This is a genomic window from Streptomyces sp. NPDC008092 (assembly GCF_042957285.1).
GTDB lineage: Bacteria > Actinomycetota > Actinomycetes > Streptomycetales > Streptomycetaceae > Streptomyces.
Genome location: NZ_JBIBHY010000006.1, coordinates 681050 through 697734 on the forward strand (window position 1 = coordinate 681050; position 16685 = coordinate 697734).

Consider the following 16685-nt stretch of genomic DNA (forward strand, 5'->3'; position numbering starts at 1 on the left):
CCGTATACCCCCGTGCACCATCCGTACATCACGCTCTCATCCGCCGGGCGGCTGCGGCGGGCGCCATCGACCCGATCGGTACTCGTCCAGCAGCCGGCGGCTCGCGATCGTGAAGGGGTGGTCGGGACCCAGGCCGCGTTCCCGGCGCGCGACGACATCGGCCATCAGCTCGATCCCCACCTCTACGTGACCGAGCGCGGAACTCGTCCGCGAGGAGAGTTGCCGCGCGGCGAGCACGATCGGGTACTCGGGCCCGAAGCGCCGCACGTACGCCTCGGCGACCAGCCGGATCTCCTCGTCGGCCTCGTCGAAGCGGCCCAGGAGGTACAGCGCCCAGGCGTGGTTGTGCCGGGCGCCCAGCGTCACCGTGTGATCGGGGCCGAGGAGCCGGGCGCATTCCGATGGCAGCGAGAGCAGCGCGCCGCCCTCTTCGGTGACCACCTCGGTGGCGGACAGCATCTCCAGCAGACTGGCGCGAGCCCGCAGGGTCAGTGGGTGCGCGGGCCCCAACGCCGCACGCCGACCGGCGACGACGGCCCGGAGAAGTGCCAGTGACTCCTCGCGTCCGCCGAGATTCGCCAACACCAGCTGCAGGCCGTAGCCGCTGTCCAGGGTGTCCGGGTCGTCGGCCCCGAACAGTCGCTCCTGGCTGGCACGGACACTGCGGAGCGACGACTCGGCTTCGGCGTACTTGCCGAGGCGGAACAGCGCGCGTCCGGCTCTGGAACGGGCGGCCACTACCAGACGGTGATCAGCGCCGAGCAGGTCTTGCGCAAGGTCGGCCGCGGCGCGGGAGGTGTCCCAGGCCGAGAGGTAGTCGCCGGTGCGGTGCAGGGCGACCGACAGCCGGGTCGCGACGGCTAGGGCGTCCGCCAGGGCCGACGGTTCGCCGATGCGCCGCAGCAGGGCGAGTGCGTGAGGCACCAGCAGTCGCAGCTGTGGATCGTGGGGGCCTGCGTCGGGTACGGCGGGAACGGCCGCGTCGAGCAAACGGACGGCCGTCGTGTCCAGAGCGGGCAGCCGTTCCGCGGGTGTAGCCGCCGAGACGCTGTCGAGCAGCACTCCGTGACTCTGTACGCAGCGGACGCCGACGTCGACCAGTTCGGTCAGCGACTGGTCGAGCAGGGCTCTCAGTGCTGTTTCGGTACGGGCACGAGGGAGGACGCCGCCGATGTCGGCGCGGTTGAGCAGGGACAGCGGCAGCGGCTCCGGAGCGAACCGGGCCAGCAGCCTGAGCAGTGCCGCCGCTTCGGGCAGTCCGCGCGCCTCGAAGGTGTCGAGTGTCAGCTGCCAGGTCATGCCGACCAGGTGCCGCGGGTCCGCCTCGGACAACGCGTCGGCTCCTTGGTCGATGAGCTGGACTCGTTCGTCTTCGTCGAGGTGATGCCCGTAGGCGTCCAACGTCCAGGGGGCGAGCACTTGGTGGGAGAGGAAGCCGCCGGCCAGAGTGAGGGCGAGCGGCAGCCGCCCGAGCCGGTCAGCGATCCGCGCCGCCTGCTCCGCTGTACCGCTGTGCGGGGCGAGGTCGCAGAGCACGAGTGCGGCGTCCTCCCGCGGCAGAACACCGATGTGCTGCAGTTCGGCGCCCGGCCACCAGCGAGCGGCAGCCCGGCGGGTGGTCACCACGACGGTGCCGCGCGGGCTGGTACGCAGCCAGCTGCCGTCCCGCAGGATCTCGGGCTCGTCGGCGTTGTCGAGGACCAGCAGCCAAGGCTCGGCGGATTGGTCGAGGTACTGCCAGACGAGATCAGCTGCGGGACGGAGACCATTACGGGCAGCCAGCAGTTCGCCGTCGCTCGCCCCTCGGTCCGCTGCGACGGCCAGCATGCCGGCGCGCAGGCTCGCGCGGTCGGAGGCGTTGACCCACAGGCCCACCCGCCCGCATTCGCCGGTGGCCACCTGGAAGAAGGCACAGGCGACCGCTGTCTTGCCGGAGCCGCCCATGCCGTAGAGCACGTAGACCTCATCGCCGTGCCCCACCTCGACGCCTGCCCGCAGGCGTTCCATCACCTCGGTGCGGTCGCGCAGCACGACCGGAGACCGCCCGACCGCCGGTCGCCGGACCGAGTCCGGGCCGCTCGCCCCGGTCGTGTCGCCGCCGTGATGGTGGTGTTCGTTGATGTGCTGGTCGCCAGACGCCTGGTAGACCCGCCCTCGGTCCTCGGCGTGACCGTCCATCCCGCCCGTCATCGCTCGGCGATGTGCTGGTCTCGTCCTGCCTGATAGACCCGGGCGTGACCGGAGGCTGTGGCGTGCTGCGTGACCGACGAGGCAGCCGAGCCGTCGGGATCCAGTTCGGCCAGCAGGGCGCGCAGTTCTTCGGCGGCGGCAGGTCGGGCGAGGATCAGGCGTCGCACCAGCCCCTGCCACTGCAGCCGCAGTTCGTTCAACGTCTCCTGGTCATTCGCCACCATGGCGGCCAGCACATCCTCACGGCCGGCCTCCAACTCGGCAGCCACGATCTCGGCTCGCTCGGGTTGCATCCGGCGCCAGAGCTGAGTGAGCCCCTCGCGAGTGCGCTGCCAGGCATCGGTTGCCATCAGCGTGACCAAGGTGGTTCCTGCGCTTTGTGCGAGCGCGGTCACCTCCGGATCCACGACGCCCCTCCATTCACTCGTTTCCCGACAGCTTGGCGGAAAAGTGATGCCTCTCAGGCACTGGCGCGATTCCCTCTCCAGGTCAATATCGTTCCACTCTTGACCGAGACGAGACAAGGAGGCATGGCGCACCGCCTTTCACCCTCGGGCCAGGCTTAACGCATGGTGAGGCGAGCGTGTCCGGCGCTACAGTATCGCCACCCGACCGATCGAGGGGGCGACGGCAGTGACGAGGCCATGGGAAGCAGATCCGGCCACCACTTTCAAACGGCGGCTGGGAAAATCACCCCAGGAACTGGGGAACACAACCGGTACCCCTGACTGCCCCGACATCTGGGAACTCGCCAACGGGGACATCGCCGTCATCGGCCGGGACCTCACCCAGTCGCTCGGCGCGAACCTGCCCGACGGAGTCTCGATCGGAGCGGACGAACGACTCGTGGTCATCCCGAGGAACATGATTGTCGCGGCGAAGCCGGATATCCCCAGTGTTTGATTCTTTCCCCAACGGGGTTTCCGAGCGTATGGATCGCCCCGCGTATCACGCGGACTTCAGCCGGGTCTACAACAGCGGTATCGGTTTCCTGAACAAGCTCGAACGCGGGCAGCATTTCAAGGAGCGGGGCTTCCCGAGTTGGGAGGCTTTCGCCGCCGGCGACTGGACGAGGGCGCTCTCTCTCGCCGCCGAAAGACGCGACGACTATGCGCAGGAACTCCAGAAGGCGGCGCAACTGGGCGTCCCACACCGCCGCCTTCGGGTTGTGGAGTTCCCGATCACGCCCTACGTGCAGTGGGAGTTCTTCGTGCTGCGGGTGCGCGTCGACGTGGGTGACGACATCAGAGTGCTCGATGCCCGCAAGATCTCGGACATCGAGAAGGACCGCCCGGTTCCGGAGGTGGTGATTCTCGGGGAGGTGGCCATGTACGAGGTGGTCTACGACGATGACGGGAACGCGGCAGGCGCGAACCGCTTCACCGACCGAGCCCTGATCCGGGAGACGTCGCTCGGATTCGACACGCTCTACGAGCGGGGTGAGGGTTTCTCCGACTTCTTCGGCCGGGAGATCGTCCCGCTGGGCCCGCCCCAGGGATCCGGTACTCGGACGGGTTCTCCCGGTTCGCGGTGATCAGCGAGGTGGGGTGACGAGCGAGCCTTCCCGCCAACGGATCACCGTCCCGGCGGCGATGACGGGAACGTCCGCCGCCTCGGCAGTCCTTCGGCACTCAGGAGTGCGCTCGCCTTGTCATGACTGAGGTTCCTCCGTCTTGACGGTAGTGGTGTCCGCGCCGTGCTGTTCAGCGTGCGCTGTGGCGAAAGGCCCTTGGTCTTCCACGACCTCGCCGTCCACGACTTCCCCATCCATCACTTGGTGCGACGGTTCCGCCAGCGGCAGGCTGGAGAGGTGCTTCTTGAGCCTCTTGGCCATCGGAAGGTAGGTGGCAAAAGTGAGCCCGCCAGAGACAGCGGCCCCCACGAGGGGGATGGCCTTCGAGACGGTCTTCGCGAACGACTGCTTCGTCATCTGGACGCCGAGGTATGCCGCGACCTTTTTCACTATCGGGTAGATGACACCCTGGGTCAGCGCCTTCTGAGGCAGCTTCTTGGCGACCTCCTTCGACATCATCCCGGCGACCTTCCCCACGGCCGCGTTCGCCGACTGGGTGCCGAACATCACGCCGAAGAACAGCGTGAGCACTCCCATGGTCGCGTCGTCGAGGTCGTCGCCGTCCTCGGAGAACAGATCGGGCCAGCTGTAGAGGTACGCGAGCTTCTGCGCGATACGCACCATGTGGCCGAAGTACTGGGCCATGTCCGCGGGCACGGTGGCGGGAAGGGCGAGGACGCCGGGTATTCCGGCGGCGGCGGAGAGGGCACTGACCTTGGCGGTTTCGTAGCGGATGGAATCATTGGCGACCTTGTCGAGGATCTCGACACTGATGCCCGCAGCCGCGGGGGTCTCATCTATCGCCCTTCGGATGTCGTCCTCGGAGCAGTGGCGAGCCAGCGCACTTCGGAGGTACGCCTCCCTGTGAATACGCACGCCGGGGAGCTTCGCTGCCGCCAGCAGCACCGCGGAGAAACGCGACTCGGGGTTCTCGACCTCTTTACCCTGTTTCATGGCAGGAACCTACAGTGGCTCCGCGCCCCAAGGGCCCTACTTTGTCAGCTCCGTTGGGACCTTGTTATGCGAGTGGGGGTGGCGTGTGGGGTGGGTTCATCGCAGTGTCGATCGTCACCGGGGAAGGCGACCGCCGTCGCGAACCAAGCCTCGCTGGGTTGATGTTGATCGCCATGTCAGCCAGCGCCGGCGCGACACTCGGCGAGCAAGGAGCGAGGCCTACTGAAGGTGTTGCGGATGCGGACATGCACAGGGCCCCCGGGCGCACATGCCCACCGGAAGGCCCTGCCATCGGCACCACCGCTGTCAGAGGGCCGCGAACTCGACGAACGTGGTCCACGCCGTGGGGTCTAGGGCCAGCGCGGCGCGGGTTGTGTCCTTTGAGTCGCGGACATGGACCGTGCCGGGGCGGGCGGCTACCTCGACACATTCGCCGCCCGAGCCAGTGCTGTAACTGCTCTTGAACCAGGCCGACTCGGGTACAGGCTCTATGAGCTGTTTGGCGTTCATCTCTCTCCAAGCAACTTCTCGATGAGGGCCAGCGACTCGCGCGGAGTGAGCGCCTGGGCCCGAAGGATGCCGTACTGCTCCTCGATCTCCCGTACCTGCCTCCGCTCCGTGTAGAGGCGACTGTCCTTGTACGCCTCCACGTAGGCGATCCTCTGCCCTTCGTGCGTCTCGATCAAGGTGAAGGGGCCTTCCAACCCAGCATGCTCGTCACGCTCGATCGGCATCACCTGGATCTCCACGTTCCGCCTGTGCCCGTGCAGCAGAATCTGCTCCAACTGGCCTCGCATCGCGGCCCATCCACCCAGCGGTCGCCTCAGAACGAACTCCTCGATGACAAAGCTGATGGTGGGCATCGGGGCCCGGGAGAAGATCTCCTGTCGCGCAAGGCGAGCCGCGACCCGCTGGTTGATGATCTCCTCGTCCAGCAGCGGCCGCCACATGGAGAACACCGCTCGCGCGTAATCTTCCGTCTGCAACAGCCCTGGGACCGCCTTCGTCGCGTACACGTGCAGGGCTGCCGCCTTGGCCTCCAAACGCGCCGCATCCCGGAAGAACGCCGGATACTGAGCCCGAGCCACCTCCTCCTTGCCCGCGCTCAACACCCCACCCGCATCAAGCACATCATCCGCCTGATCGATGAACTTCGGCGGCGGAATACGTCTCCCCTGCTCGAACGACGCGATGGTGGAGGCCGAGTATCCGGTCAGCGACCCAAGCTTCGCGCGATCCATCCCCGCCCGTTCCCGGAACAGCTTGAGCTGCCGCCCGAACACACACAGCATGCCCGCGCCGAACTCGTACTCCGGCTGCTGGACCTCGTCGTCCACGCCGCAGCTCCTCCCGTACGACCATCACGGTCAGCGGACTCCGCCCGGCCAACGCACGGCCCGGAAACCGGTCACGCCCAATACCACGTACAAGCGCACCGCCCACGTGTACAGCCCGCACCCGTCAGCGCATCACTCCTGTTCAACGCTACTCACTGTCCGCGACCGTTGACCGCATGAAGTCAGTAACTCCCCCGAACGGGCATATGACACAGCATCCCGTCCCCGAACGTGAGTTCACCATGCGCTTCACCTCAACCCCACGCGGTGCCCGCCTGGCACGCCGCCTCGTCTCACACCGCCTCAACGACTGGGGCCACCCCTACACGACCCCGGTCAACGAGACACTCACCCTCATCACGGCCGAACTCACCGCCAACGCCGTACGCCACGGCCACGTCCCCGGCCGGGACTTCCACCTCCAACTCACCCTGGCGGAGGACACCTTCCGAGTTGAGGTGACCGACACCCGCGCCGAAAAGCAGCCCTCGCCCACTCCCCCGACCCCCGACGCCCTGTCCGAGTCCGGCCGCGGCCTCCACCTCGTCGCCGCGCTCGCGGACGACTGGGGAGTCACCCCTCGCCCGGCCGCCCCCGGCAAGACCGTATGGGCAAAGCTGCGCGCACCTGCCGGAGGCCACCCGCACACGCACCCGGCGGCCCCTCGCTTGGCAGACTCGACATCGGCGTACAGGCCCAACATCGAGTCATCTCCGGCTACTTCTTCACGGCTGCGCGGCGGCCTCGGGTTGCGGCCAGGGGACGCCAGTTACGGAGGTCGTCGTCGGTGAGTCCGTGCTCGCCCTGCTTCTGCTGGCGGTAACCGGCGAAGAAGTCCGCCGGGGAGCCGCTGTAGAGCATGTCGAACTCGTTGTGCCACTGGTACAGCCACGGCTGGAGTTCCAGCAGGCCGGCGAGGAACGGAGTGATCTCCTCGGTGGACAGAGCGGTGTTGGTGAAGTACGTGGCGAGGGCCTGCGCCTGCTCCCGGTGGTCCCAGCCGGCCCACCCGCACAGCTCGGGGGTGGCGGCGTTGGTTTGCCCATAGGAGATGAACCGCTCCTTGGGCACGTCGAGCTTGCCACGCGCCTTCCAGTAGGACGGACGGAGGAAGTCGGCCGAGGTGTACTTCGGCGGCACAGGGATGGAGTCCCGGATCTTCCGCTTGGCAGGCTCGTCCGGCACGGCATCCTCCTTTCGCTGGAGGTCCCACACCTCTTCCCAGTCCGCGCGCTTCTTCATACCGGACGGCTTGTAGCGCAGGGCGGAGAGGAACGGCACATGCTCGTCGGTGATCAGCTCGGCGACGGCCTTCGCAAATTCCTTACGGGGCGCGTAGAGCTTGACAACGGAGACGAAGTCCTCATCGCGGGAGAGGGCGTCGGCGAGACGGGCCAGGGTGAGGATAGTGGGCTGGCTGTTCTCGTCGAACCAGAGGTCGCGGTTCTCCATGCGGTCGAGCAGCCATGAGCGGAGGGCCTTCTCCTGGAGGGCATCCCACCCCTCTGTGGCCCAGCGTCGCTTGTACTCGGGGCGCTCCACCATACCGATTGCCCGGTTCGACTCGATGGCATCGATGCGTTTCTGAACGATCTCGCGGTACGGGGCGGGCCAGTGGGCGGGGATCTCCGTGATCGGGGTGGAGTTGTGCCGCTTGAACCACTCGTCGCTGGCTTCACCTGCGGCTACGCGGCGGGCGAGGAGGATCTCGAAAGCGCGCTCCCCAAGGGCAAGTTCGGGGATGTTGGGGTCGTCGGGATCCTCGGAAACGCGGAGGTCCTTTGAGTGGAGGTTATAGAGGGAGTAGACCTGCCAGTCCAGATCTTCTTGGAGGGCAATCATGCGGGAACGGATCGATACCCAGTGAGTCTTGGCCCCACGTAGAACCTGGGCAGAAGGCGTGGATTCATCAGCCACAGTTCCAGGGCTCCAAGTTTTGAGCCGCTGAGCCAGGGCATCTATGGCAGTGGACAACACGGTGGGGTAATTAGCCGGAAGGGGGAATTCCCCTAGCTTAGTGCTATTGAACTCAAACCGATGCTCCCACAACTCGTCGGAGATTCCACCACCGATGCCGCCGTTACCCTTTGACTGACTTACTTGCTTCAGCCAGAACCCAGCCGTTGAGCTATTAAGCAGCCCAAGCAACTGCAGATGCTCATCTTCGCTTGCCCCATTCGGCAATTTAATTACAGGAGCGGTCTGCTTGAACACTTTGCCACCACGGTCCAATGCAAAGTGATTATGCGTCCCAACGAAGGCGAATGTAATCGAGAGAGGAACGCGAAGCTTACTCGCCGTCAGGCGCCCATATTCCGTCCATCGAAGACCCGCTTGCACCTTTGTCTTTCCGCCGAACAGAACACTGCGTGAAATTTCGATCCGCGCAGGCCACATATAGCGCAACACTTCCGGCGCTTCGCCAACATCAATCGGGAGAAAATCTTCGTCATAGGGAAAGACTGCCGCATCCATCTCTCCCTCCTGCCAATCCCGCAACACGTCACCCGTCACCATTGGGCGCGTAAAAACTTTTGGCAGGCGAATACGTCGCGCACTACGTTCAGGAAGCAAATAGAGGTCATCTCCTAGCGTAAAGCTAGTGATACCAATCGATGTCGCAACGGTTCCCACCGTAGAGGCTTTACACTCCTCGATCCGGGAGGTCATCTCCAACCCTCCTGCAGCCAGTTTCCATGGCTGCCGACCGAAGTACTGCTCACGGTCGAGGTCATCAACTGCCACCCACTGACTCACGGAACCCGGCTTGTCGATCTGATGCAGAATCGCTTTCCAAACGTGGCCTTCTTCTCCCTTTGCAGGCGCAGTCGGCTCACCCTGCACACTGCGAACGGTCCGGATAACCGGCGATCGCCCATCGCCGCCCCGCCGCCTACCCACGAGTATGACCGTCGGCGTCGCATGCCCCGGAATGTAGGCACCCGATGTGTCAATTACTTCGGTCAGCTCCACCGCGTGCCCGAAGTACCCCTCGATGAGCTTCGTTCCGAACTCCCGCTTCATAAACGAGTTAGCAGTGATCTGCCCGACGATGCCATAGCCGTGCCCATCAGCGTCCCCACGCTTGGCCAGCTCGAAGAACCGCTGGGCGAACGGCACCGACAGCGCATACTTGCCCGCACAAGCCGGATACAGATCTCGGTAAAGGGAATTTAGCGTCTTGTCCTTGACTGTGATGTAAGGCGGGTTCCCCACCACCACGTGATACCGACCCAGCTGCAAAATGTCCGGGTACTCGTGCACATCCTCCGTGGCGTACTTAAATTCAGCCAACTCGTCCGCGAAGTCCTCGTCTAGCCCGCCGAACAAGTTGCCCTGCTGAGAGCGGCGCGACTTGATCAGCGAGTCTCCGACCGCCAGAGATACCTGCCAGTCGTACTTCGCCGCCTCCGCCAGTGTCCGCACACCACCTACCGCCATCGCCGCAACGAGCAACCGGAACCGAGCAATAGCCACGGCGAATGGGTTGACGTCCACACCGTGCACCGACTTCAGTGCGGCCGCCACCCGCTCATGCACGTCCTTACCCGGTTGCCCCTCCCCCCACAGCCGCACCAACCGCCGAAACGCCCCCAACACAAAGTGTCCCGACCCACACGTAGGGTCGATCATCTTCAGGCCCTCGTACCCGAACTCCCGTACCGCCGGATTCATCGTCCGATCGAGGATGAACTCCTCAACAAACTCCGGCGTCTGGAGCAGCGCATACGTCTTCCGCGCGGCCTCGCTCAGGTCCTGGTACAGGTCCCCCAGGAACCGCGTGTCCCACCCCTCCGTACCGTCCTCGTTCAGCGGGTCGGTGAAGTCGTGGACGAGGACACCCCCCTCATCCCTCCCCCGCCAGAACTCGACCAACTCCCGCGCACCGTCATGCGAAAGCGGAACCTGGTACAGCGGGTTGTGCCGCTTATCAAAAAGCAGCCGTCCCGCCTGCCCCTGCCCCAGCTCCTCGAACGCCTTCTCCAGCCATCCCCGGTAGGTCGGATCCTCGTCCGACTCCACATACGCGTCGTACCGCGACTCCGCCAGCTCCCGCCTATCCCCCTCCGGCCCCGTCAGATACGGCTCCGGAATCAGCCGGTTGTCCTCGCAGAACCGCACGAAAACAGTCCCCAGCACCCACGCCACCGCGACCTGCGTGACCCGCTCGTCCAGCCACGAGGTCCACGTCGCCGCCGTACGCCCCAGCTTGCGCGCCTGCTCGTACTCGGCCCTCAGCCGCGCACCGACCTCCCCCAGCGCCTTCACCTGTCGCCCGAGGTCGGTCTCGACCGCCTTGACCTGCTGCTTCAGGTCGTTCAACAGAGCCTTGCGGTCGATCACTTGACGTCTCCCTCGACACCACTGGCACTAGCCACAACCTCGCCGGACCCACGGTGGGCGTTACCCACCCACGTGTCCGGAAGCTGAATCCACTCTCCCAGGCCGGCCTGGTACGGCACAGCCACCTGCCCGAGCCGGGGCTCACGCGAAGGATCACTCTGCGGAACCAGGAGCCACAGCCCCCGCCCGCCCCGCCGAGCCGCCGACGCCAGCCGGTCCAGGACGCCCATCGCGTCGTACCGCGCGAACACACCGGCCTCCGTCAGCAGCACAGGACCGCTCCCGGCCCCGCCACCGTCACCGTCACCCAGCAGCTCCGCAACCCGAGGCTCCACCGCACCCCACGCCGTCCGCACGTACTCCGCGAACCGCACCGCACCCTTCGACCCCGGCTCGGCCGCATCCGCCTTGAGCAACGTCTCCCAGGTCGGCTTGGTGCCAGGCGTGACCTGCGCGTGCAGGGCCTCCAGGAACAGTTCCGTCACCGACACCGCACCCGCGCCCAGCCGCTCGGCACCCAGCTCCCGCACCGCGTCCCGCACCAGCTGCTGTCGTACGGTCAGCACCCGGTACCCGTCCCGCCGAGCCGACGCCAGCAGCCGTTCCTCCGCGCGCACCGCGCCCGCGAGCTGCGGGTCGTCGGCGTACCGCGTCACCGCCCCCGTACGCGTCGACTGACGCCACGCGCCCGTCGTGAGGTAGCTGGACGCGTCGTCGATCCGCGTCGGCAAGTACCGCAGCGTCCCCGTGTCGTCGCGCATGTTGAGCGACAGCTCGAAGCCCGCGTCCCGCAAGGCCTTGGTCAGCGGGCCGGCCGTCGGCAGTTCGTGGGAGGCGCCGCCTCGCCCGTCCACCACGACCAGCTCGGGGAAGCGTGCACGCACCCGCTCGTGCACGTCCTCGCCCGTCAGACCCGGCTGCCGCCCTTCCGGCACTCCCGGAATCCAACGCACGAGCCCCGCCTGCGTGAGCCGCAACGCCCTGACCAGCGACAAGTCACGCGGATAGATCTCCAGACGCGGAGTGGCCGCGGCGTTCACCGACGCCGCAGCCGCCAGCTCCACCATCCGCCGCTCGTCCCACTCCACCGCCCCCGGCGGCACCGTCAACGCGCCCAGCTCGGCCAGCACAGTCGCCGCCGTCGGCAGGGTGTCCAGCCTCGCGAGCCGGTCAGCCGTCTTGCCGAGACGAGTCGCGTACTCCAACAAGCCCGGCGCAGTGGGGGTGTCCGGGCCGTCGGTCTCCCGCACATCCAGCGCGAGCAGGCCGGCCCCCAAGGACTCATCCGTCGCCTTGCGGTTCGCCTGGTGCTGGAACTCCGCCTCCTGCGGGACGAGTTGCTCGACCTCGACCACAGCCCGTACGGCCGCCAGGGCCATCGCCCGCCGCTGCTCGCGCCCCGCGAGATGCGTGCCGCGGCGGACCGCCAGGGCGTCCGCGATCTCCACGGCCGAGGCGACCCGCCCCATGCTCACCAGCAGGTCGACGATCTCCTCGCGCAACGCCTGGACCGCGGGCTCCGCCTTCCAGCGCTTGCGCTCCTCCTTGAGCATCTGCGGGATACGGCCATGACTCAGCCCAAGAGCCTCCGCGACATCCTTCTGCTTCGGCCAGACGCCGATGTCCGGCAGCACCCCGTGCTCGTCGGGCAGGCGCAGCAACAGCCGCACCATCTCCGCCTTGTTGCGGTTGGAGCCGTTGTTGTTGACGGCCGGCACGAAGACGGTGGCGAGGGTGTCGAGGCTGACCGAGCGCAGCGTGCGGGCGGGCAGCGCGCCCGCCGACTCGCCCGTCGCCAGGCGGCCCACCAGGGCCGACTCGGCGGCCGTGAGCTGGTCCAGCTCCTCCTTGGCCTCCGCCCGCCCCTTCGGCGTCAGCGGGGATACCGGCGCCTCGCGCAGCCGCTCGCCCCATTCGCGCTGCCGCTGCTGGACCTCGTTGCGGGTCTTGGCGCCCAGGCCGGGGGCGTTGACGAGCTTGCGGCGGCTGTAGTCGAGCAGTTCGCCGACCGTCGTGATGCCGAGGCCGTAGAGGAAGGACTGGGCGGCGGGCGTGAGGCCGGAGACGGTCAGCGGGGTGTCCCGAGCGACCTCGGCGGCGAGCCGGTCCCGCTGCTGCTCGGCGGTCTCCGGCTCGGCGTCCGCGATCACCGCGGCGGTGGTGCCCTCTGCTGGCAGCGCCTCCCCCGACGCCGTAGCCGCCGGAGCCGAGGCGCGGGTGCGGTGGCTGGACGGGACCGTCTGGGACGCGTCGAGGAAAACCTTGCGCCAGGCGTCCCGCATCGGCTTGAGCTCGGGGTAGCGCTTCCCGGCGTCGCGGTGCAGGGCCTTCTGGAAGAAGGCGACGAGTCCGTCCCGTACGGCCGGGTCGAAGGCCTCGGCCGCGATCGTCGGGTACGGCCACTCCTTCGCGTCGGTCATGCGAGGCAGGACGCTGCCGTCGCCCCACTTGGGCAGCTCGCCGGAGGCCATCTGGTGCAGGGTGACGGCGACGGCGTACCGCTCGGCGTGGGAGTCGTACGAGCCGCGCGTGATGACGTCGACGAAGGGGTCGAGGTAGCCGTCGGTGCCCGCGTCGGTCTTGTTCGCGGGGTAGCCGGCGAGGGAGAAATCGATGAGGACGAGTTCGCGGGTGCGGTTGGGGCGGATGCGGATGGCGATGTTGTCCGGCTTGATGTCGCGATGCCAGACGCCCTCGCCCTCCAGGAAGTCGACGGCGCCGAAGAGGTAGTCGCCGTACGCCTCCAACTGGTCGACCTGGAGGCGGCCGTTCTCGCGGAGCTGACGGGCGACGGTCTCCTCACGGCGGCGCGGGCGCACGCCGGCCGCCTCGGTGCCCTGCCCGCCCTCGTCGCGCTCGTCGCCTACGTACTCCAGCACCAGGACCGTACGGCCGCCCATGTGCAGCGGCTCGGGTTCGACGAGGCGGATGATGCCGGAGTGGGGGCGCAGGCGGCCCATCGCCTCGGCCTCGCGGGCCAGGATCTCGGCCCGGTTGTTGGAGAGAGCGACCTTCAGGACGGCCAGCGGGCGGGTCTTGTGGGCCTCCGCCTGGAGGTCGCGGACGAGGAAGGCACGGCTGGTGGAGCCGGTGCCGAGGCGGCGGCGGATCTCCCAGCGGCCGGCGAGCACGTCACCGGCGACGGCCTCCAGCGGGTCCTTGTCGGCGAGGGGCTCGTCCTCCTCACCCGGCGCCACCGTGCCGGTGGCCGACTGGGCCGGGGCGGTCAGGGAGTCCTCGACGACCTCCAGCAGCTCCAGGAACTCGTCCACGCTGGAGAGCCGCTGGCCGGGGCGATAGGCGGTGGCGGCCTGCACCAGGTCGTCGACGTCCTCCGACAGGCCGTCCACCAGGGAACTGGGGCGCAGGCCCTCACCCGCCTCCAGGCGGGCCAGCAGTTCGGCCTGGCTGGCGGCCGGGGCCTTGCCGGTGACCAGTAGGTACGTGAGGACGCCGAGGCCGTACACGTCGAGGTAGACCGGGTCGGGGTTGAGGGCGGTGAGCTCGGGGGCGAGGTAGGCGTCGGCGTCGTCGGCGAGGTGCATCGCGGACAGGGCGGTCGGCGCGAAGCGGGTCATGCCCTGGCCCTGGGAGGAGTCGCCGCTGCGCTGGGTGGCGATCTGCCAGTCGGAGATCTGGAGCTGCGGGGTGAGCCAGGCGGCCTCCTCCCCGACGGCCCGGCCCTTCCCGCCGCGCGGGCGGGGGACGACAAGCACCGAGCGGGCGGCCAGCGCCCGGTGGTGAATGCGGCTGGAGTGCGCGGAGCGCATGGTCTCGGCGAGCTGGCGGACCAGCGCCATGCGGCCGAGGATGTCCAGCTTCTCGCCGTACTGGACCAGGTACTCGTCCAGTTTCAGCGTCGCCGGGTGGTAGTCGAAGATCAGCGCGGGGCCGGCCGCGTGCCCGGAGGGGAAGTACTGCTTGAGCTCGACCACGCCCGGGTGCTTGAAACGGCCCAGCACCGCGGCCTCGCGTCGGGCGGCGTTCTCGACGGACTGACGCAGGGACGCGTCGGAGCCGCGCTCGCTGAGGTAGATGCGGACGCGGGCGGCCTCGGGCAGGTCGCTGTGGCGGGCGAGGTAGTCCGCCCAGGTGGGGCCGGAGTCGAAGGACTTCCGCTCCAGCTCGTACGGGCCGACCTTGTACTGCGCGTCGCTCTTGCGGATGCCGATGTTCTTGAGGGCCGCCTCGATCTCGCGCGAAGCGATCGCGGTGATACGGCGGCGCTCGTCGTTCGGGGGCTGCTTGAGCATCTCGACCAGCTGGTGGACGGTGTAGACGCCGTTCTGGTCGTGAGCGGGCAGTCGTACCCGGAGGCTGTTGTCCGTGAAACAGACGGCCTCGGCGACCCAGACCCGCTTGTGGCCGGGCAGCGCGAGGAGGCCGGCGAGTTCCTTGGCCTTGCGGTTGACCAGGTGGAGCGGGTTGCCGTGTGTACGGCGACGGCCGCCGGGCGTGGTCTGCACCCAGGTGCCGTTCTCGGAGGTGACCGAGCCGTGCCAGTCCTTCAGCTCGATCATGCAGACGCCGCCGGGGGCGGCGACCAGCAGGTCCACCTCGCGGACGTGGCCGGTGTTCGCGGTGAAGGTGAAGTTCGACCAGGCGCGCCAGGGGTCGGAGTCCGGCAGCTTCTCCCGGATCGCCTCCAGGCCGCGGCGTTCATGATCGAACTCGGACTCGGTGACCGTGACCCACCGGCCTTCCCGCATGCCTGTTCCCCGCTCCGTGTGTCCCTCAAGGGTCGCCGTTCCCCATGGTCAGACCCAGAACGACGATCCTAGTCCGTGCCTGTGACATGAGAAGGGGTGATGAAGGACGGAACTATAGGACATATATACTGAACCAGGCATTGCGTGACATCGGAACCAGCCTTTCCGTCGTCGGTAGGGTCGGCTCGTGACCTACATAGTGACCCTCACACCGAGCCAGATCGCGAAGAACGAACCGGACTGGCTCATCACGCAACGTTTCACGAAGGCACTGCCCACGGAACTCGACACGTCCCCCGAAGGGACGCGGTTAGCGTTCCTTGTCTGCGACAACAGGGCAGGCTCGGCCGGCAACGGCCGCCGGGAATTCTCCGAACGTGGCCGCTTCATCATCTTGGTGGGGTCGGTTCTGCGCATCAACGCTGTGGGACCGGTGGACAGAAGCATCACCATCGAGCCCATGAGAAGCTGCCCGGAGGCAGTTCCACTCGATGGCCCCGAAGGCATCCTCGCCGCCCTCTCCCCTGCCCACCGAGCCGCGGTGGAGCATGCTTTGTCGGGGAGCGCGGGATACTGCGGAACGGAAACATGGCAGGCCCTCCGGGCAGCGCTCCAGCAGAGCCACCCGGAGCTGACGCCGTACATCGACTGGCTACTGGCCCAGCTCAACCCGGTTGCCTTCAGGCCCGACGATGCCGCGGACCGCGCATGGCAGGAACAGAAAGACGCGGCCGATTCCCTCACTCGCCTGACTGACTTCCCCCACTCCGCACTGGCTGCCTGGGACCGCCCCCTCAACCGGGATGACACCTATCTCGCAGGTCTCATCCCAGAACCTTTCGAGCAGAGCCTGATCGAGCACGACGTGCGAGTCGGCCTCGGAGACATGTCGCAATTCTTCGACGGTTGGCGGCGGCTCAGCGATGTGCTGTGTGACATCCATGTCCTGGAGGATTCGACAGGACGCCGACTCGAGATCGTCAACGTCAACGCCACCCCGGTCGAGAACCGACTGGGTACCGACATGATCTACTACCACCATCCCACCCACAGTTTCGTCCTCGTCCAGTACAAACGGCTGGACCCGCGAGGCAAGGAGTACCGGGTGGACGAACAGCTTCGCGGGCAGATGGACCGCCTGGAGAAGGTGTCGCAGCTCAGCAGCGAGCCCACGCGCCCTCACGAGTGGCGCCTTGCCCAGGATTCGTGCTTCCTGAAGTTCGCCTACTGGCGGGACAGCGCGACCTCCTCCTCCGACCTGGCACATGGCATGTACCTTCCCCTCTCCTACGCCCGGGTGCTGCTGGACGACGACTGCACACGCGGCGAGCGAGGTGGGCGGATCATCAGCTACGAGCGTGTGGGCCGCTATCTCGTCAGCTCGGAATTCACGGACTTGGTGAAGCTCGGCATGGTCGGAACCGTCGGAACCAGCGTCGAACAGCTCCGGGACCTGGGGCTGCAACGAGCCCGTGAGGGTTACGGAGCCTCCCCCTGAGTGGTGGACACGCTGATACTGGATCTGCTTGATCCGGAGGAAGCGAGAAGACCGCCGATGGCGATGAAGGACTATTCGGA

The 16685-nt window shown here is 67.2% G+C and carries 11 protein-coding genes; 4 read left to right on the forward strand and 7 right to left on the reverse strand.

Annotated features, from left to right (window positions below):
- Positions 1-36: 36 nt before the first annotated feature.
- Positions 37-2190 carry a tetratricopeptide repeat protein gene (locus ACFZB3_RS22965; protein WP_391377787.1) on the reverse strand — a complete coding sequence of 718 codons (2154 nt, stop codon included), beginning with the start codon at positions 2188-2190 and terminating at the stop codon, positions 37-39.
- On the reverse strand, positions 2187-2597 hold the full coding sequence (locus ACFZB3_RS22970; protein WP_391377789.1) for a hypothetical protein: 411 nt from the start codon (positions 2595-2597) through the stop codon (positions 2187-2189). Before ACFZB3_RS22970 ends, ACFZB3_RS22965 begins: the two co-directional genes overlap by 4 nt.
- A gap of 226 nt (positions 2598-2823) precedes the next feature.
- Between ACFZB3_RS22970 and ACFZB3_RS22975 the strand changes: the two genes are divergently transcribed.
- Complete coding sequence (locus ACFZB3_RS22975; protein ID WP_132886479.1) at positions 2824-3093, forward strand: hypothetical protein; 270 nt, start codon at positions 2824-2826, stop codon at positions 3091-3093.
- Positions 3086-3724, forward strand: coding sequence for a DUF6879 family protein (locus ACFZB3_RS22980; protein ID WP_391377791.1), 639 nt, complete (start codon positions 3086-3088; stop codon positions 3722-3724). Before ACFZB3_RS22975 ends, ACFZB3_RS22980 begins: the two co-directional genes overlap by 8 nt.
- A gap of 117 nt (positions 3725-3841) precedes the next feature.
- Here ACFZB3_RS22980 and ACFZB3_RS22985 read toward each other — a convergent pair whose 3' ends face one another.
- From ACFZB3_RS22985 to ACFZB3_RS22995, 3 genes are all read right to left on the reverse strand, one after another.
- The gene (locus ACFZB3_RS22985) at positions 3842-4717 is read right to left on the reverse strand and encodes a hypothetical protein (RefSeq protein ID WP_391377793.1); all 876 of its coding nucleotides are present in this window, start codon (positions 4715-4717) and stop codon (positions 3842-3844) included.
- 306 nt (positions 4718-5023) lie between these two features.
- Complete coding sequence (locus ACFZB3_RS22990) at positions 5024-5227, reverse strand: DUF397 domain-containing protein (RefSeq protein WP_391377795.1); 204 nt, start codon at positions 5225-5227, stop codon at positions 5024-5026.
- Positions 5224-6054, reverse strand: coding sequence for a Scr1 family TA system antitoxin-like transcriptional regulator (locus ACFZB3_RS22995; RefSeq protein ID WP_391377797.1), 831 nt, complete (start codon positions 6052-6054; stop codon positions 5224-5226). The genes ACFZB3_RS22990 and ACFZB3_RS22995 overlap by 4 nt, the downstream gene beginning before the upstream one ends.
- 242 nt (positions 6055-6296) lie before the next feature.
- Between ACFZB3_RS22995 and ACFZB3_RS23000 the strand changes: the two genes are divergently transcribed.
- On the forward strand, positions 6297-6845 hold the full coding sequence (locus ACFZB3_RS23000) for an ATP-binding protein (protein WP_391377799.1): 549 nt from the start codon (positions 6297-6299) through the stop codon (positions 6843-6845).
- On the opposite strand, the gene pglX is transcribed toward ACFZB3_RS23000, so the two are convergent.
- A complete protein-coding gene (pglX, locus tag ACFZB3_RS23005; protein ID WP_391377801.1) occupies positions 6772-10398 on the reverse strand; it encodes a BREX-2 system adenine-specific DNA-methyltransferase PglX in 3627 nt (1208 codons plus the stop codon). The two genes, ACFZB3_RS23000 and pglX, sit on opposite strands and share 74 nt — an antisense overlap.
- Entirely contained in the window at positions 10395-15107 is a 4713-nt protein-coding gene (gene pglW, locus ACFZB3_RS23010; RefSeq protein ID WP_391377803.1) for a BREX system serine/threonine kinase PglW, read from the reverse strand. Before pglW ends, pglX begins: the two co-directional genes overlap by 4 nt.
- 187 nt (positions 15108-15294) lie before the next feature.
- On the opposite strand from pglW, the gene ACFZB3_RS23015 reads away from it, so the two are divergent.
- Complete coding sequence (locus ACFZB3_RS23015; RefSeq protein WP_391377805.1) at positions 15295-16605, forward strand: hypothetical protein; 1311 nt, start codon at positions 15295-15297, stop codon at positions 16603-16605.
- Positions 16606-16685 lie beyond the last annotated feature (80 nt).